This is a genomic window from Methylorubrum podarium, assembly GCF_022179745.1.
Taxonomy (GTDB): domain Bacteria; phylum Pseudomonadota; class Alphaproteobacteria; order Rhizobiales; family Beijerinckiaceae; genus Methylobacterium; species Methylobacterium podarium.
This window is the reverse complement of the sequence record NZ_BPRD01000213.1, coordinates 1-17,758: the sequence shown is the minus strand read 5'-3', so window position 1 is coordinate 17,758 and position 17,758 is coordinate 1. Positions and strand designations below refer to the sequence as shown.

Genomic DNA, 17,758 nt, shown 5'->3' with positions numbered 1-17,758 from the left:
CGGCCTCGCCTGCGCGTCAATGCCGTCAGGCGTGTTCCGCGCGTCGCCGGTTATCGGGACGACCCGCGGGGGACCGGGGCGCGGTGCCGGCGAGGTCATCGAGGATCGGGCAATCCGGACGGTCGTCGCCCGAGCAATGCTCGGCGAGATGGCTGAGGGTCCGGACCATGGCCTGCATCTCGGCGATGCGCGCTTCGAGGTCGCGCACATGCCGCGTTGCCACGGCCTTCACCTCGGAGCTGGCCCGCCGCTTGTCGTGCCAAAGGCCAAGCAGGGCGGCGACCTCGTCCAGGGGAAACCCCAGGCTGCGGGCGCGCCGCACGAAGCGGAGCGCGTGCACGTCCTCGTCACCGTAGAGCCTGTAACCCGCCTCGGAGCGCGCCGCCGGCCGGATCAGGCCGATGCTTTCGTAGTAGCGGATCATCTTGGCCGAGACCCCCGAGGCCTTGGCCGCCTCACCGATGTTCATGGCTTTGCCCTCCGCTGGACGGGTGACCGGGGCCGGGCCTTCGCAACCGCCTCCGGGTCTAGGACGCGGCGCCGCCGCGGTCGAGCCCGCGCCGGCCGGGGCCGTCCCCGACCGTGGCCCCGGGGCGGCGCCTAGGAAGCGGCAGCCTTCGTGGCCTGGAGCATCGGCGCGAACGCCCGCAAGCGGAGAGCGTTCAGGACGACGCTGACGCTGGAGAAGGCCATGGCGAGGCCGGCGAACAGCGGCGACATCAGGATGCCGAAGGCCGGATAGAGTGCACCGGCGGCGACCGGGATCAGCACGGCGTTGTAGGCGAAGGCCCAGAACAGGTTCTGGCGGATGTTGCGGATGGTCGCCCGCGACAGCGCGACGGCGTTCGCGACGTTCCGCAGGTCGCCGGACATCAGCACGACGTCCGCGCTTTCCACCGCGATGTCCGTTCCGGTGCCGATGGCCAACCCCACGTCGGCCTGCGCGAGCGCGGGGGCGTCGTTGATGCCGTCGCCGACGAAGGCCACGGGAACGGTCCCATCCGCCTGAAGCCGGCGCACGACGTCGGCCTTGTCGGTCGGCAGCACCTCCGCCTCGACCGCGTCGATGCCGAGACGGCGCGCGACGGCCTCGGCGGTGCGACGGTTGTCGCCGGTGACCATCACCACCCGCGCATCGAGGCGCCGCAGGGCCGCGATGGCCTCGGGCGTGCTCTCCTTGATCGGGTCGGCGACCGCGACCAGGGCCGCCAGGACACCATCCACGGCAACGTACAGGGGGGTCCGACCGTCGTCGGCCAGCCGCTCGGCCGCGCCGGAAAGGGCGGAGAGGTCGAGGCCGCGCCGCCGCATGAGGCGGTCGGCGCCGGCCTCGACGCGGCGTCCCTCGACCATGGCGCGTGCCCCGAACCCGGGGATCGCCTCGAACCCGACGGCCTCCGCCAGTCGGACCCCGCGCCGCTGCGCGGCCGCGACGATGGCCGCCGCGACGGGATGTTCCGAGCGCGCCTCCATCGAGGCCAGGAGCCGCAGCACGGTGTCCTCGTCGAAGCCAGGCAGGACTGCGATGTCGGTCAGCTCGGGCGTGCCCTTGGTCAGCGTCCCGGTCTTGTCGAGCGCGATCACCCGGGCGTCCCGCAGCGCCTGGAGCGCCTCCCCGCGTCGGAACAGGATGCCGAACTCGGCCGCCTTGCCGGTTCCGACCATGATCGAGGTCGGCGTCGCGAGGCCCATCGCGCAGGGGCAGGCGATGATCAGCACCGCGACCGCGTTGGCGAGCGCGAAGGCCAGGGCGGGAGACGGGCCGAAGGCGAGCCAGATCCCGAGCGTGACGGCCGCGGCGCCGAGCACGGCGGGCACGAACCAAGTCGTCACCCGGTCGACGAGGGCCTGGATCGGCAGCTTCGACCCTTGCGCCGCCTCGACGGTGCGCACGATCTGCGCCAGCAACGTGTCGGACCCGACCTTGGTGGCCCGGAAGCGGAAGCTGCCGGTGCCGTTCACGGTGCCGCCGATGACCTCGTCGCCGGTTGCCTTGCGCGCGGGGACGGGCTCGCCGGTGACCATCGCCTCGTCGACGTAGGAGGCGCCGTCGAGCACGGTACCGTCGACGGGCAGGCGCTCGCCGGGCCGCACGGCGACGACGTCGCCGGGACGGACCCCCTCGACGTCGACCTCCGTCTCGACCCCGTCGCGCACGACCCGGGCCGTCCGCGCCTGGAGCGTCAGCAGGTGCCGGATCGCGTCGCTCGTGCGGCCCCTTGCCCTGGCCTCGAACCATCGTCCCAGCAGGATGAGCGTCACGATCACGGCGCCCGCCTCGAAGTAGGTGTAGGCCGTGCCGGCGGGCAGGAGCCAGGGCGCTAGCGCCGCGACGACCGAGAAGCCGTAGGCCGCGCTGGTCCCGAGCATCACCAGGCTGTTCATATCGGGCGCGCCGCGCAGGAGGGCCGGGATGCCCTTGGCGTAGAAGCGCAAGCCGGGCCCGAACTGGATGAGGCTGGCGAAGACGAGGGACAGGAGCGTGAGCATGCCCTGACCGAGGGTTCTCGTCAGAGCCTCGTGCAGGCTGCCGGAGAGGTGCGCGCTCATCTCGAAGACGAGCAGCGGTGCGGTGGCGAGCGCGGCCAGAAGCACCGAGCGGCGCAAAGCCGCAATCTCCGCCTCGCGCTCCGCCCGTTCGCGGTCGCCGGCCGCCGCGGCGTCGCGCACCGGCTCGGCCTCGTAGCCCGCCGCGGCGACCGCCGCGACGATGCGTTGGGCCATGCCGGCCCCGCCGAGGTGGCGCACCGACGCGCGCTGCGTGGCGAGGTTCACGGTGGCGTCACGAACGCCCGGGACCTGGCCGAGCGCCCGCTCGACACGGCCGACGCAGGACGCGCAGGTCATGCCGGAAACGCGCAGCTCCGTCACGACCTCGACGGGTTCGTAGCCCGCCCCGCGAACCGCGTCGGCGACCGCGATGTCGCTCGCGCCCGCGGCCAGGACGCCGCTGACGCGTCCGGTGGCGAGGTTCACGTTGGCCGCTTGCACCCCCGCCACCGCGCGGACCGCCGTCTCGACGCGCCCTACGCACGAGGCGCAGCTCATTCCCCGGACCGGAAATTCGAACCTCGTCCCGCTCCCCCTGGCTCCTTCGGCAGTCGCTTGTGCGGCCATCCTTGTCTCCCTCGAACGTCGATGGCTCCGGAGATGGGGCTTCCTACAATGGGAAGGTCAAGGGGCCTTCGAGGCGGGCCTTCCGGTGCGGGCGATCTCGTGGTCCCGCAGAGAATCCGTTCGAATGCCAGGGATGGCCCTTGACCTTCCCACCATGGGAACGACCATTTGCGTGGGGATCCCAACCGAGGAGGTTCCCAAATGTGCTGCTGCACGAACAATCTCACCGCTCGCCCGGCTTCCGCTTCCGGTTCGGCGCGGCCCGACGCGGTCGTGCTGCGGGTCGACGGCATGACCTGCGGCCATTGCGTGCGGGCGGTCACCGCCGCCATCGCGCGCGATCTGCCCGGCGCGGTGGCGAGCGTGGACTTGGCCACGAAGACGCTCACGGTCAGCGGGACGACGGACGCGGTCGCCGTCGCCAGGGCGGTCGTGTCGGCCGGCTACACGCCCGTACAGGCCGGGTGAGTCTCATGGCCGAGCGAGACGCGGCCGGTGCCGGAGCCGGGCGCCCCGGCTCCGGGGGCGCCGCGATGGGGCCGGTGACCCCGGCCTCGCCGACCGCGACCTCGCTCGGCGCGCTCCTCACGCTCGGGGCCCCCGCACATTCCGAACCTGGATGCGCATCACCCGATCCGGGACCGCGTGGCCGGGTTCGGGGCCGTCGGACTGACGGCGTCACCCGGCCGGCCCCTCGGCACGGGCCACGGGACCACCCACCTGGGAGACCGCTTCCCGGATCACGGGACGGCAACGGCGTGGTGGCTTCCGGTTCGACGCCTCATCGCTCACGGCGCGCCATCCCGCTTCCTGACGGCCACGCTGGGCTTCGGCGAAAGGTGTCCGCGGCCTGAGGACCGCTCGTCGATCCGGTACGAGCGGCCGATGATGAACCCTCCTGCGCGACCTGGGGCAGGGGGCGTTAGCGGCACGGTCGAGGGATCGGGAGGGGGCCTCCCGATTGCGGGCGGACCTCGTTCACACGCCGTACGTCCTGGCCGAAGGCCGGATCGCGGCTTGGCAGGCCCTTCGGCCGCCTGCCGTGATGGCCGGCGCGCGGACGTTGCGCGGTTGCGACACCCTCCCAGGATCGCACGAGACCGCGCCGAACCAAGCCGGATCTTGTGGTGCCGGATACCCGGCCGGGGCATAAGTCCCCTGCAGCGCGGCCGAGCCTTGGGGCGATGACGAACGTGGACGACGCCTGGGTCGGCAAGCTCATCCGGCACTGGCGCGAGGATGCCGGTGCTTCCTACCGCACTTGGTTCCTCTGGGACGAGCGCATCAAGAACTTCCGGTCGATTCGACGCGGCATCCAGGCGGTCGTCGACGAGGTCAAGGCCGACACCTTCGGCAACGCCTACCGGGGCTCCTCGCTGGAGACGGTGGTCCATTCCATCGCCGAGCAGCGCCAGGTCTTCAAAGGTGCCGACCACGCCTTCCTCTGGAAGCCGAAGCTGCGCATCCCTGACATCTACGAGGATCGCGCCAACCAGGTCGCGTTCGGGCGCTTCCTCGAAACCTGCCTCTGCTGCAACGCCGAGGCGCACGTGGTGTCCGCGATACAAGCGCTTGACCAGGCCCGCATCAAGGGCTTGGGGCCGGCCGCGGCCAACCTGCTCTATTTCCTGCACCCAACCTGGGTTCCGCCGTTCAACACGGCCATCGTGAAGGGCTACAACGCCCTGACGGGCGCCAACGTGAAGCTCGGCAAGTGGGACGAGTATCTCGCCATGCGGCGCGGCATCCTCGACCTCAACAAGACCCATCGCTCGCTGCTGTCGAACGACTTCGGTGCCGTCGCCGGCTTCCTCTTCGACGTGGGATCGGGTCGGTATCCGCTGCCGGAGCGCGACACCTCCGCCGCGCTGGAGCTCTGGCGCGAGAACCTCGAACGCGTGCGGGTGGAGGCGACCGGCGCCGCGTCAAAGGCGGAGCAGGCCGCCCGCGAAGCCGACCACACCCACACCGAGGTTCAGGGTTGGCTGCGCGACCTCGGCCTCGCGCTCGGCTTCGACGTCTGGATCGCCTCGAACGACGGCAACCGGCCCTACGGCGCGGGCCGGCTCTCCGACGGATGCCTGCAACGCCTGCCCGGGCGGCTGGCCGCGACCGCCTCGGCCGAGACCGTCCGCCTCATCGACGTGATCTGGATCGACAAGGCCAGCCAGGACCTGGCCGCAGCCTTCGAGGTCGAGCATACGACGAGCATCTACTCCGGCATCGTCCGCATGCTGGATCTGGCCCTCGGGGCCGAGGGCGGGACCGCCCGGAACTTCTTCCTCGTCGCTCCCGACAATCGGGAGGACGACGTCCGGGCACAGTTCGCCCGGCCAGCCTTCTCGCGGGTGGCCGAGCTGGATCTCCGCTACCTGCCCTACAGCGAGCTGCGCGGTCACCGCGAGAGCATCGCCCGTTTCGGGAGCGGCCTGAAAGGCGTGCTCGCCATCGCGCGTCCCGTCGGCCAGATCCGTTAGCGAGGCCGGCCCTGCCGACGGGCGACGGCCGGCTTCGCGGCAACCGGCGCGGCCGGACGGCGGTCAGGCCCTGCCCTGGCGCCGGACTGCCGACCGGCCCTTACCCGGGCAGGGTACGCTCCCCGGAGCGCGCAGGCACGACCGGGCGCCGCCGCTACCGGTAACGACGCTTACCCAGGCCAACGGCGCGGACACTGCGGCAATGCGTCTCGAATTGCTTGCAGACCGGAAACCACGAGCCCGCAAGCGCGGTTTGGGTCATGTGTACCCCATGGGGGTACAGACCGAAGTGCCCGCCTCCGGCCCGGCACGTCGGCTTCCCTCCATCGGCACAAGGACCCGCCAGATGACGCACAAACCGCAGCATCGGAGCTCCCTCGACGGTGCGCCGGACACCCAGCTGAGCTTCGGCGAGCACCGCTTGTTTATCGGTGGATCGGGCTCGGACATCCAGCCGGGGACGGAACGGCTGGACACCGCCTTCGGGCGCGGCGGCGCCGACTACCTGGCGGGCCGCGGCGAGAACGACGACCTGCTCGGGGGCAACGGTCGCGACGTCCTGGTCGGCAACGGCGGCATGGACCACCTCGACGGCGGCAGGGGGGCCGACGTGCTCGTCGGCGGCGACGCGGCCGACGGCCTCCGGGGAGAGGACGGGCGCGACTACCTCGACGAAGGGGTCGGCCACGGCGACCTTGAGGGCGGGGCCGGCGACGACATCCTGGTGGGCGGGCCCGGCGGCGACGCCTTCGTCATCAGCGCCGACAGCGGCGACGACGTGATCCGGGACTTCCAGGGCGGCCCGGGCATCCTCGACCACTTGGCGGTGCGCGGCCTTAACGCCGAGGACCTGCGTTTCGAGGACACCGACGCGGGCGTGCGGATCAGCTGGGACGTCGCCGAAGGCCGGGGCTCGGTCCTGCTGGAAGGCTTCGATAAGTCGCGACTCGCCCAGGACGACTTCATGTTCACGGACGACCGCCAGGTCATCCGCCCGACCGGCGCCGACGCGGAGACCGTCACCGCCGACAAGTTCATCAAGGACGAGGGCGGCAACCTGTCCGCCCCCGGCACGGGCAGCGAGACGACCGCCGAGGACGCCTTCCGCTTCGACGAGTTCAACGTGAAGGTCGGCACGGCGGGCCGAGATGCCTTCGCGGGTACGGGCGACCGCGACTTCTACTATGGCCAGGATGGCGCCGACCGTCTTTCCGGCGCGGCAGGGGACGATGACCTATCCGGGGATGCCGGGCGCGACGTCCTCGACGGCGGCGCGGGGCAGGACCACCTCATGGGCGGCCGCGGCGCCGATCAGCTCTACGGCGGGGACCAGGCCGACAACCTGATGGGCGAGGACGGCAACGACGTGCTCTACGCCGGGGCCGGCCACGACATGCTGGACGGCGGCCGGGGCGACGACGTGCTGAACGGCGGCGACGGGGCGGACGCCTTCATCGTGGGGCCGGACACCGGCAACGACATCGTTTCGGGCGGCTTCGATGCGGGCCCCGGCGCATTCGACCACATCGCCTTCCGCGACATCACCCCGGACGAGGTGACGGTCGCCGACGTCTCGGGCGGCGTCCTGGTGAGCTGGCAGACGGATCAGGGAGACGGCTCGATCCTCCTCCAGGGCCTGACGAGGAGCCAGATGGCCCAGGACGACTTCATGTGGAACGCCGACGACGCGACGCGGGGCGCCTTCATCAACGACCCGGCGATCACCGGCGACGGCTCCAGGCTGATCTTCCAGGAGACCGCGACGGCCTCCGCCAGCCCGGAGCACGACTACATGCTCGCCTGACCGGGTGCGGCCCCGCGCCCATGCGCGGGGCCGAGCGGCCGGGCGCCTCGTGCCGCCCGGCCGGCACCTGAAGGCCGCCGCGCCCTCGCGCGCGAGCCCCGTCGCATGAGGCAGAACGACATGCAGCCAACCGCGCTCGCGATCAACGCCGCGGCGGCCAAGGATGACGAACCGTCTTCCACGATGGCCGAGGTGCGTCCCGGCATCGGGGGCGCGCTCCTCGGCGTCGGCTTGCTGAGCGCCCTGGTGAATCTCCTCTATCTCACCGGCTCCCTGTTCATGCTGGAGGTGTACGACCGGGTGCTGCCGAGCCGCAGCGTGCCCACGCTGCTCGGGCTCGCCGCCATCGTTCTCGTCCTCTACGGCTTCCAGGGCCTGTTCGACGTGCTGCGCAACCGCCTCCTCGTCCGGATCGGCGCGTCCGTGGACCGGGCGTTCGGGCGCCGGACCTACGACGCCGTGGTGCAGGCCCCGCTCGTCGCCGCGCGTCACGGCGACGGACTGCAGCCGCTGCGCGATCTCGACCAGGTCCGCACCTTCCTGTCGAGCCCGGGGCCGGCCGCCCTGTTCGACCTGCCCTGGATCCCGCTCTACCTGCTGCTCTGCTTCGCCTTCCACCCCTGGATCGGCGCGGCGGTGCTGGGGGGCGCGCTGCTTCTCGTCTCCATCACCCTCGTCACGGATCTCCTGACCCGCCGCCCGTCGCGGGCGGCGGCAGCAGCGGCCGGCCAGCGCTACGCCCTGGCGGAGGCCGGCCGGCGCAACGCCGAGGTGCTGCGCGCCATGGGCATGACCCCGCGCACGGGCGACCTCTGGGCCGAGGCGAGCGAGCGCCACCTCGTGGCCCAGCGGCGCGTGTCGGACGTCGCCGGCGGGTTCGGCGCCATGGCCAAGGTGCTGCGGCTCACCCTGCAATCCCTGGTGCTCGGCGTCGGCGCCTACCTCGTGATCGAGGGCGAGGCGACGGGCGGCATCATGATCGCGAGCTCGATCCTGGTCGCCCGGGCCCTGGCGCCGGTCGAGCTGGCGGTGGCACACTGGAAGTCGCTCGTGGCGGCCCGGCAGGGCTGGGGACGCCTCAAGGCCTTCCTCGCCGCGTTCCCGAACGAGCGGTTGAGCGTCGCCCTGTCGGCCCCCTGCGAGAGCGTCCGGGTCGAGGCCCTGACGGTCACCGCCCCCGGGCTCGAACATGCCCTCGTCGACGACGCCACCTTCGCGCTGCGGGCCGGCGAGGGGCTCGGCGTCATCGGTGCCAGCGGCTCCGGCAAGTCCTCGCTCATCCGTGCCCTGGTCGGGATCTGGGGGCCGGTCCGCGGCTGCGTCCGGCTCGACGGCGCCACCCTCGACCGGTGGCCGCCGGATGTGCTCGGCCGGCACATCGGCTACCTGCCGCAGGACGTCGAACTCTTCGCCGGCACGGTGGCGCAGAACATCGCGCGCTTCGACCCGGACGCGGCCTCCGCGGCCATCGTCGCCGCCGCACGCGCCGCCGGCGTCCACGACCTCGTGTGCGCCTTGCCGAAGGGCTACGATACGCCCATCGGCGAAGGTGGGGCCGCCCTGTCGGGAGGCCAGCGCCAGCGCATCGCGCTGGCGCGCGCCCTCTACGGCGCGCCGTTCCTCGTCGTCCTCGACGAGCCGAACTCCAACCTCGACGCGGAGGGTGAGGACGCCCTGAACCGCGCGATCCGGGACGTGCGTGCCCGCGGCGGGACCGTGGTCATCGTCGCCCACCGTCCGAGCGCCCTCGCGGCGGTCAACCGGTTGCTGTTCATGGCGGAGGGCCGGGTCCGCGCCTTCGGGCCCAAGCATGAGGTCCTGTCCGCCCTGAAGCGCCCGACCGCGGCCGCGAGCGCCTGGCTGCCGAGGGGCGACGGCAAGGAGCGCCCGCCACCCGAGAGAGCGGTGCCGCTGCGCGTGGTCGCCGCCACGGAAGGGACCCTATCGGAAGGAGCGCGGGCGTGAGCGCGCAGCGCCCCTGGGACATCCGCCGCTCCGTTCGGCGCCACCTCGTCCTGAGCCTGGCGGCCGCGGCCCTGCTCACCGTCGGCCTCGGGGGGTGGGCGGCCACCACCGAGCTCGCCGGCGCCGTCGTGGCACCGGGGACGCTCGTCGTCGATTCCTTCGTCAAGAAGGTGCAGCACCCCACCGGGGGCGTGGTGGGCGAGGTGCGGGTCCGGGACGGCGACCTCGTGCGCGCCGGCCAGGTCGTCATGCGGCTGGACGAGACCGTGACCCGCGCCAACCTCGCCGTCGTCGACAAGAGCCTGGCCGAGCTGACCGCGCGCCAGGGCCGCCTGGAGGCGGAACGCGACGGCGCCCCCCGGATCTCGTTCGCGGCCGTCCTCAGGGGCCGCGCCCAGAGCGACCCGGAAGCGGGGAAGGTCATCGCAGGCGAGACCCGGCTGTTCGAGCTGCGCCGGGACGCCCGCGCGGGCCAGAAGGCGCAGCTGAAGGAGAGGACCGGCCAGCTCCGGGAGGAGATCCAGGGCCTGACGGGCCAGATCGCCGGCAAGCGGCGCGAGACCGAGTTGATCAACCGCGAGCTCGAAGGCGTGCGCGACCTCTGGCGCAAGAACCTGGTCCCCATCCAGCGCGTGACCGCCCTGGAGCGCGACGCCGCCCGCCTGGAGGGCGAGCACGGGCAGCTCGTCGCCTCCGTCGCGCAGGCGAAGGGCAAGATCTCCGAGACCGAGCTCCAGGTGATCCAGGTCGACCAGGACCTGCGTAGCGAGGTGGCAAAGGAGTTGAGCGAGGTTCAGGCCAAGATCGCCGAGCTCGTCGAGAAGCGGGTCGCGGCCGAGGACCAGCTCAAGCGCATCGACATCCGGGCCCCGCAGGACGGCATGGTCCACCAACTGGCCGTCCACACCATCGGCGGGGTCGTCAGCCCGGGCGAGTCCATCATGCTGATCGTCCCGAGGTCGGACACGCTCGTGATCGAGGCGAAGGTCGCCCCGAAGGACATCGACCAGGTCCGGCTCGGACAACACGCCGTGCTGCGCCTGACCGCGTTCAACCAGCGGACCACCCCGGAGATCGAGGGCACGGTCAGCCTCGTGGCCGCCGACCAGATCACGGACGAGAAGACGGGCACGAGCTTCTTCAAGGTCCATGTCAGGCCGGACGCGGACCAGGTCGCGCGGCTCAAGGGGATCAAGCTCGTGCCGGGCATGCCGGCCGAGGTCTTCATCCGGACAGGCGAGCGGACGGTGCTCTCCTACCTGACAAAGCCCCTCAACGACCAGGTTCGGCGGGCGTTCAAGGAAGATTGAGGCAGGCCGGCCGGGGCGCGCCCCGTCGGTCGCGACAACGGTTCCGGGCGGATGGGCGGTGCGGTCCTGCGGCCGAGGCCCGGCGAGCGAGGGCCGCCATGGGAGGGGAGGAGCGAGGATGGAACCGCTGCCGGGGTCGACCGTGAGCGACTACGCGTTCGTGGCGCTGGTGCTGCTGATGGGCGCCGGCCTCGCGCTGCTGGCCGCGGCCGCATTCGTGCGGGTCCCGAGGCGGACGACCCGTGCCCCCCAGGCCTGGGCGCAGTTCCGCTTCGGCTACGCCGTCTACGCGCTGATCTTCCTCGCCTTCGATATGGAGATGATCTTCATGTATCCCTGGGCGGTCGTCTTCGCCGACGTCGGCGTGACCGCCTTCCTGGACATGCTGGTCTTCATCGCGCTCCTCTCGGCGGGCATCGCCTACGCCTGGGGCATGGGCGGGCTCCGATGGGAATGATCGCGAGCGCCGCGGCGGTGCTGGCCGCGCTCCTCGGAGGCGCCGCCCTGACCCTTGCGGTCGAGCGCCTCGTCGCGCGCCGGGGCCTGGAGGCCGGGCCGGCGCGCGCCGTCGGCCTCGGGCGCGGCCTGGACCTGCCCAATGCCGACCGCTGGCTGCTGCCGGCCGGCCCGGCGGTGGCGCTCGGCGGGGTCGCGCTCGCCGTGGTGGTCATCCCGTTCGGGCCCGGGCTGATCGGCCGGGATCTCGGCGTCGGCCTCTTCTACGTCATCGTCGTCGTCGACTTCGTCGTACTCGGCCTGGCGCTCGCCGGCTGGGGCGCGAACACGCCCGAGGCCGTGGAAGCCTGCTACCGCATCGTGGCCCAACTCGTCGCCTACGTCGTGCCGCTCGGCCTGGCCTATGTCGGCGTGGTCATGATGGCAGGCTCCCTGTCGACCGTCGCCGTCGTCGCGGCGCAACGAGACCTGTGGTTCGTGGTCCTGCAACCCATGGGCTTCCTCCTCTACCTCGTCACCGGGCTGATGCAGTCCTACCGCGCCCCGTTCCTGGAGCCGTTCGCGGATTCCATCGGCGGTGGCGTGCTCGGCGCGGCGGGAGGCTGGTCCGCCCTCCTGTGGCGGGTCGCGCTCGCCGGGGTGCTCTTCGTCGTCGCGGCGGTCGGAGCGGTGCTCTATCTCGGCGGCCCCTCGGGCCCCTGGCTGCCGGGCTGGGCCTGGATGCTGGCGAAGACCTACGCCCTGATGGCGCTGATGCTGGGGCTCGGGCGCTGCGTCCGGCCGTTCTCGACGGCCGGGATGCTGGCGCTGTCCTGGAAGGCCCTGATCCCGGCGGGTCTCGTCAACGTGCTCCTCGTCGGCGGCCTGATCCTTCTCGGCGTGGGACCGCGGGCATGACCGCGGCCTTCGAGCTCACCGCCTTCGCGACCTGCGCCTTCGTCGCGGTCGCGGGCGCGCTCGGCATGACCACGACCATGAGCATGTTCCGCTCGGGCATCTTCCTGATGGCCTCCTTCATCGGGGTCGCCGGCCTGTTCATCCTCCTGTCCGCCGACCTGATCGGGCTGCTCCAGGTCATGATGTATATCGGCGGCTTCCTCGTCATGATCCTGTTCATGGTCCTGGTCATGCACGACCCGGGCGGGGCGATGATGGCCGGCATGGACCTGGCCCCGCTGGAGCGCTGGTCCAGCTTGGGGCTCGTCCCGCGCCGGCCCGCGGAGGCCGGGCCGGACGGCCACCGGCAGGGCGAGGCCGGCGACCGAACCGCGGCCACGGGACACGGCGAGGGCCACTCCGGCACCCACCCGCCCCGGCCCGGCGGCGAGGCGCGCGGCGACCATGCCGAGGCGCACGACGGGGCGGCGAAAGCCATGCCGCACGAGGCCCAGGGCGGGCACGGCGAGCGCGCGGCCCACCCACACGGGCAGGCTGCCCACGGGCACGACCACGCGCCTGGGGGCGGCCACGGCGGCATGGACATGGGTGGCATGGACATGTCGATGGTGACGCCCGTGCGCCCCGTCGCGGCCTGGCTCGCCCTCGGCGTCGGGGCCGTGCTCGTCGGGATGCTGGTCCTGCGGCCGGCCTGGCCGGTGATGCCCGACGCGGTGCCGGACGCGGATTCGGCACGCCGGGTCGGACATCTCCTCATGGAGAAGTACATGGTCGCCTTCGAGGGCGCCGGCTTCCTGATCCTGATCGGCATCTTCGGCGCCCTGCTGCTCGCCCGGCCCTCCACCTACCCGGACGACGCCTCGCGCGCCGCCAAGGTCGCGGTCGACGCCGAGCCCGAGCCGATCCGGAACGACCGCCTCGCGCCACGCGCGACCCTGAACGGGGTGGCGGAGCCCGCGCCCGACCACGGCGCCCACCGCCGGCATGGGGGACATATCGGATGACGGTACCGCTGACCGCCTACCTCGTCGTAGGCGCGCTCCTGTTCGCCATCGGCCTCTACACCGTGGTCGCCCAGCGCTCGGCGGTCATGATCCTGATGGGCGTCGAGGTGCTCCTCAACGCCATCGGCCTGAACGTCGTCGCGTTCTGGCGGTTCACCGCGCCGGGCGACTACTCCGCGCAGATCCTCGCCATCCTGGTCGTCACGGTGGGCGCCGTCGAGATGGCCATCGGGCTCGCCCTCGTCCTGCTGCTGTACCGGCAGCGCCGGACGGCCGAGGTCGACGCCTACGCCGACCTCAAGCGATGACCGCCCTACTCGCCGTCCCGCTCCTGCCGCTCGTGGCGGCCGCGGCCGCCCTCGGCCTCGGCCGCCGCCTGCCCCGGGGCGGCGGCGAGCTCGTCGTCGGCGCCGTCGCCCTGGCGCTCGCCGGCCTCGCGTCGCTGCCGTCCGATGCCGCCCTGTCGGCGACCTGGTTCGAGAGCGGCGGCTATCGGCTCACCGTCGGGCTCGCGGCGACGCCGCTCACGCGGTTCGTCGCGGCGGTGGTCGCGGGCGTCGCGGTCTGCGTCGGCCTCTACGGCCTCGGCTACATGGCCGGGCGCGACGACCGGCCCCGCTTCTTCGCCGAGCTCGGCCTGTTCGTCGGCGCGATGCTGACGCTCGTGCTATCGAGCTCCCTCGCGCTCCTGTTCGCGGCCTGGGAAGTGGTCGGGCTGGCCTCGTTCCTCCTGATCGGCTTCGACCATGCCGAGCCTGGCGCCGCCGCGGCCGCCGCCAAGGCGTTCCTGATGACCCGGATCGGCGACGTCGGCCTCCTGCTCGGCTGGCTCCTGGCGCTCGCCGCCGTCGGGACCACGGACGTCGACGCGCTCGTCGGAGCCGTCGAGGGCGGGCGGATCGGCCCCGGCACGGTCACCGCGATGGCCCTCCTCATGCTGGCCGGCGCGGTCGGCAAGAGCGCCCAGCTACCGCTTTCCGCCTGGCTCCCCGACGCGATGGTCGGGCCGACCCCGGTCTCGGCCCTGCTGCACTCCGCCACGATGGTGGCCGCCGGCGTGTTCCTCGTGCTGCGCCTGTACCCGGTCTTCGCGGCGTCGCCCGGCGCGCTCGACACCCTCTTCTGGATCGGGGCCGCGACGGCGCTCGCCGCCGGCCTCATCGCCACCGCCGAGGCGGACCTGAAGCGGGTGCTCGCCTGGTCCACCTGCTCGCAGCTCGGCGAGATGATGGTGGCCCTCGGACTGGGCGGCCCGGGCGCGGCCGCCTTCCACCTCGCGGCGCACGCCGCCTTCAAATCGACCCTGTTCCTCGCCGCGGGCATCGTGCAGGAACGGGCGGGCACGCGCATCCTCGTCCGCCTCGGGGGGCTGGCTCGCGCGCTGCCGTTCGCCGGCGCCGCCTTCCTGGTCGCGGCCCTGTCGTTGGCCGGCGTGCCGCCCCTGTCCGGGTTCCGGAGCGAGGAGGCAATCCTCGCGGTGGCGTCGCGGCACGGCCCCGGGACGGGGGCCCTGGTCGTCCTGCTCGTCCTCCTCGGCGGAATCTACATCGGCCGTGCGGGGGCCGCGACCTTCCTCGGGCGCCGACGCGGCGCGGTCGGCCCGTCAGGACCCGACTGGGCGATGCGCGCCGGCCTGGGTCTGCTCGCGCTCGCCGCCGCCGGGCTCGGCTGGCTGTTGGCCGGACGGTTCGGCGCCGCTCTGCCCTTCGCCGCGCCCGAGACCGAGGCGGGGTGGCGCAGGCTCGGCGTCGCCGCCGGACTGCTCGGGCTCGGTCTCGGCGCGGCGCGGGGGTGGAGTGGCGCGCCCGCGCTCGGCGCGCTCCCCGCGCGGCTCGCCGCCGGGCTGGAAGCCGTCACCGAGGCCCCGGCGCGCCGGACGCTGTGGCTCGCCCGGACGGTCCCGGCCGTCGAGGGGGCGCTCGATGCCGGGGCCCGCGCCGTGGCCGGGTGGGCCTGGCGGTCCGCCGGGTGGGCGGGGCGGGCGCCGGGGGCGAGCGGCTCCGCGCCCTGCAGGCCGGGCGCCTCTACCTCTACACGCTCGGCCTGTTCGCCTGGACCGCGGCGGCGCTCGCCGCCGGCGCCCTGATGCTGTGGCCCTGAGGGGACTGGACCCGATGCTCACCGCGACCATCCTCCTGCCGCTCCTCACGGGCCTCGCCGTGCTGGCGCTGCCACGTCACCGTCCGGACCTCGTCCGCCGCGTCGCCCTCGGCGGTTCCGTGCTGACGCTGGGCGCGGCGCTCATCCTCTGGGCCGGCTTCGATCCGGACGACGGCGGCCTGCAATGGCGGATGTCGCTCCCATGGATCCCGTCGCTCGGGGCGCGCTACGACGTCGGCGTCGGCGGCCTCTCCCTGGCGCTGATCCTGCTCACGGCCCTCCTGCTCACGGTGGTGATGGTCTACGTGCTGGGCGAGCACGACCGGGCGCACGCCCACGCCTTCCTCTTCCTCCTGCTCGCGACCGGGCTGATCGGGCTGTTCGCGGCGCAGGACCTGCTGCTGTTCTACCTGTTCTTCGAGGTCGGCCTGGTGCCGATGTACTTCATCGTCGGCATCTGGGGCGGGGAGCGGCGGCGGTACGCGGCGCTCAAGTTCTTCCTCTACACCCGCGCCGGCAGCCTCGCCATGCTGCTCGGCTTCCTCGCCCTCTACCTCGCCATGGAGCCCCACACCTTCTCGCTGCCGGCCATCGTCCAGGCGCGGCCGCTGGACCGGACCCCGCTCGCGGGCGGCCTCGTCTTCCTGGCCCTCCTCCTCGGGTTCGGGGTGAAGCTCCCGGTGGTGCCGCTGCACAACTGGTTGCCCGACGCGCATGTCGAGGCGCCGACCGAGGGCAGCGTCGTGCTGGCCGGTCTCCAGCTCAAGATGGGCGGCTACGGCATGCTCGCCGTGCTGCTGCCGACCCTGCCGGACACGGTCGCACGGTTCGGCTGGCTCCTGGTTGCCCTGGCCCTGGCATCGCTCCTCTACGGGGCCCTGGCGGCGCTGGCGCAGTCCGACATGAAGCGGCTCGTCGCCTACACCTCCGTCAACCACATGGGCTTCGTCACGCTCGGCGTCGCGGTGGCGGCGCTGGCCGGCAACGAGGGCGTGCGCCGGCTGGCGCTGAACGGCGCCGCCGTGCAGATGGTCAGCCACGGCTTCCTGACCGGCGGCATGTTCCTGCTGGTGGGCATGCTCCAGCACCGCGCCGGCACGCGGGAACTCGCCCGCTTCGGCGGCCTGATCGGCGCGATGCCGGCCTTCAGCGGGCTGTTCGGCCTGCTCGCCTTCGGCTCGCTCGGACTCCCGGGCCTGTCCGGCTTCATCGCGGAGTTCCAGGCCATCGGCGCCGCCCTGCAGCTCTCCGCCTGGGTCGCCGCGCTCGCGGTCCTCGCGCTCGTCGTGACGACCGCGGTCTACCTCCGGCTGTTGACGGGCCTGCTGATGGGTCGGGCGCCGCCCGACATGCCGGCGCTGCCGCCCCTCACGGCGGCCGAGGCGGGCGCGGCGGGGGCGCTCGCGGCACTGGCGGTCGGCATCGGCGTCCTGCCGGCCGTCCTCGTCGCGCTGCTCGACGGCACGACCGCAGCCCTGGCGCACCTTCCATGACCGGCGGGCAGGCGATGGGCGGCTGCATGGATCTCGGCGCCGTCGCGCCCGAGATGGTCCTGGCGGGGAGCGCCCTCGCGCTGGTCCCGGTTGCCGGCTGGGTCCGGGGCCGGTGGCGCCGCCTGCCCGCCGCCGTCGCGCTCCTCGCCCTGCTCGTCGCGATGGGCCTGACCGCGCCGATGCTGACGGCCCCGCCGCGCGAGGCCTTCTGCGGCACCTACGCCGTCGACCCGTTCCGGGGCTTCTACCAGTTGGTCATCGAGGCCGGCGCCCTGGTGAGCCTGCTCGCGCTCGGGTCCCACTTCCGCGGGAGCGAGCAGGAACCGCACCACCCGGTCGCGCTGCTCATGGCGACCGTGGGCGGCATGGGGCTCACGGCGGCCACGGATCTCGGCCTCATCATCCTGTTCCTGCAGATGGTGAGCTTCCCGTCCTACCTGCTCGTCCTGCTCGTGCGGAGCGACGGACCGGCCCAGGAGGCGACGCTCAAGTACTTCCTCTACGGCGCCGCCGCGCTGGCGGTGATGGCCTACGGCCTCACCTTCCTGTTCGGCCTCACCGGCAGCCTGAACCTGCGGGCCATCGGGGCGGGGCTGGCCGGCGCCGACCGGGCCTGGGTGGCGCTGGCCTTCGGCCTGGTCCTCGTCGGCTACGGCTTCGAGATGACGCTGGTGCCGTTCCACGTCTGGGCCCCGGACGTGTTCCAGGGCGGGACGGCCCCCGCCTCGGGCTTCGTCTCCGTCGTGCCGAAGGTGGCCGCCTTCGCCGGCCTCCTCCGCTTCCTGCTGGCGGCGATGCCGGACGGCCTCGCCGCCTGGCCGACCGTGCTCGCGCTCCTGGCCGCCGCGACGATGACCTTCGGCAACTTGGTGGCCCTCCGCCAGGCGAGCCTGAAGCGCCTGCTGGCCTATTCGAGCATCGCCCAGGCCGGCTACGTGCTGATGGGGGTTGCGGCGGCCGGGCAGGCCCCCGAGGCCCTGCCGGCCATAGGCTATTACCTCGCGGCCTATCTCCTGATGAACCTCTCGGCGTTCGCGGTGGTCGCGCAGGTCGAGCGCATGACCGGGAGCGACGCCCTCGCCGCGATCCGCGGCCTCGGACGGCGGGCGCCGGGGCCGGCGGCGGCGCTGGCGCT

14 protein-coding genes are annotated in these 17,758 nt (G+C 73.0%); 12 read left to right on the top strand and 2 right to left on the bottom strand.

Annotated features, from left to right (window positions below; translation table 11 throughout):
• Positions 1–25: 25 nt before the first annotated feature.
• On the bottom strand, positions 26–469 hold the full coding sequence (gene cueR, locus MFF42_RS11525; RefSeq protein WP_153874043.1) for a Cu(I)-responsive transcriptional regulator: 444 nt from the start codon (positions 467–469) through the stop codon (positions 26–28).
• Positions 470–600: 131 nt separating this feature from the next.
• The gene (locus MFF42_RS11520) at positions 601–3,117 is read right to left on the bottom strand and encodes a heavy metal translocating P-type ATPase (protein ID WP_183667275.1); all 2,517 of its coding nucleotides are present in this window, start codon (positions 3,115–3,117) and stop codon (positions 601–603) included.
• Positions 3,118–3,318: 201 nt separating this feature from the next.
• Here MFF42_RS11520 and MFF42_RS11515 point away from each other — a divergent pair, with 201 nt between their 5' ends.
• The 12 genes from MFF42_RS11515 to MFF42_RS11460 all read left to right on the top strand — a co-directional run.
• Positions 3,319–3,585, top strand: a complete 267-nt coding sequence (locus MFF42_RS11515) for a heavy-metal-associated domain-containing protein (protein WP_009866539.1) — start codon at positions 3,319–3,321, stop codon at positions 3,583–3,585.
• 716 nt (positions 3,586–4,301) lie between these two features.
• A complete protein-coding gene (locus MFF42_RS11510) occupies positions 4,302–5,594 on the top strand; it encodes a type II restriction enzyme NmeDI-related protein (protein ID WP_183667274.1) in 1,293 nt (430 codons plus the stop codon).
• A gap of 346 nt (positions 5,595–5,940) precedes the next feature.
• Positions 5,941–7,398 (top strand): calcium-binding protein, encoded by a 1,458-nt coding sequence (locus tag MFF42_RS11505; RefSeq protein WP_183667273.1) that lies wholly within the window; start codon positions 5,941–5,943, stop codon positions 7,396–7,398.
• 120 nt (positions 7,399–7,518) lie between these two features.
• Positions 7,519–9,363: a type I secretion system permease/ATPase gene (locus tag MFF42_RS11500; RefSeq protein ID WP_373875178.1), complete on the top strand. Its 1,845-nt coding sequence runs from the start codon at positions 7,519–7,521 to the stop codon at positions 9,361–9,363.
• The gene (locus MFF42_RS11495) at positions 9,360–10,673 is read left to right on the top strand and encodes an HlyD family type I secretion periplasmic adaptor subunit (RefSeq protein WP_183667272.1); all 1,314 of its coding nucleotides are present in this window, start codon (positions 9,360–9,362) and stop codon (positions 10,671–10,673) included. The genes MFF42_RS11500 and MFF42_RS11495 overlap by 4 nt, the downstream gene beginning before the upstream one ends.
• Before the next feature lie 118 nt (positions 10,674–10,791).
• The gene (locus MFF42_RS11490) at positions 10,792–11,130 is read left to right on the top strand and encodes an NADH-quinone oxidoreductase subunit A (RefSeq protein WP_183667271.1); all 339 of its coding nucleotides are present in this window, start codon (positions 10,792–10,794) and stop codon (positions 11,128–11,130) included.
• Positions 11,127–12,026 (top strand): complex I subunit 1 family protein, encoded by a 900-nt coding sequence (locus MFF42_RS11485; RefSeq protein WP_238255875.1) that lies wholly within the window; start codon positions 11,127–11,129, stop codon positions 12,024–12,026. Before MFF42_RS11490 ends, MFF42_RS11485 begins: the two co-directional genes overlap by 4 nt.
• A complete protein-coding gene (locus MFF42_RS11480; RefSeq protein WP_183667269.1) occupies positions 12,023–13,030 on the top strand; it encodes an NADH-quinone oxidoreductase subunit J family protein in 1,008 nt (335 codons plus the stop codon). The genes MFF42_RS11485 and MFF42_RS11480 overlap by 4 nt, the downstream gene beginning before the upstream one ends.
• Positions 13,027–13,338 carry an NADH-quinone oxidoreductase subunit NuoK gene (gene nuoK / locus MFF42_RS11475; RefSeq protein WP_009865163.1) on the top strand — a complete coding sequence of 104 codons (312 nt, stop codon included), beginning with the start codon at positions 13,027–13,029 and terminating at the stop codon, positions 13,336–13,338. The genes MFF42_RS11480 and nuoK overlap by 4 nt, the downstream gene beginning before the upstream one ends.
• A complete protein-coding gene (locus tag MFF42_RS11470; RefSeq protein WP_238255874.1) occupies positions 13,335–15,116 on the top strand; it encodes an NADH-quinone oxidoreductase subunit 5 family protein in 1,782 nt (593 codons plus the stop codon). The genes nuoK and MFF42_RS11470 overlap by 4 nt, the downstream gene beginning before the upstream one ends.
• A gap of 28 nt (positions 15,117–15,144) precedes the next feature.
• Positions 15,145–16,623: a complex I subunit 4 family protein gene (locus MFF42_RS11465; protein WP_183667267.1), complete on the top strand. Its 1,479-nt coding sequence runs from the start codon at positions 15,145–15,147 to the stop codon at positions 16,621–16,623.
• Positions 16,620–17,758 (top strand): NADH-quinone oxidoreductase subunit N (locus MFF42_RS11460; RefSeq protein ID WP_238255873.1); only part of this gene is annotated, 1,139 nt, incomplete at its 3' end. The genes MFF42_RS11465 and MFF42_RS11460, both read left to right, overlap by 4 nt.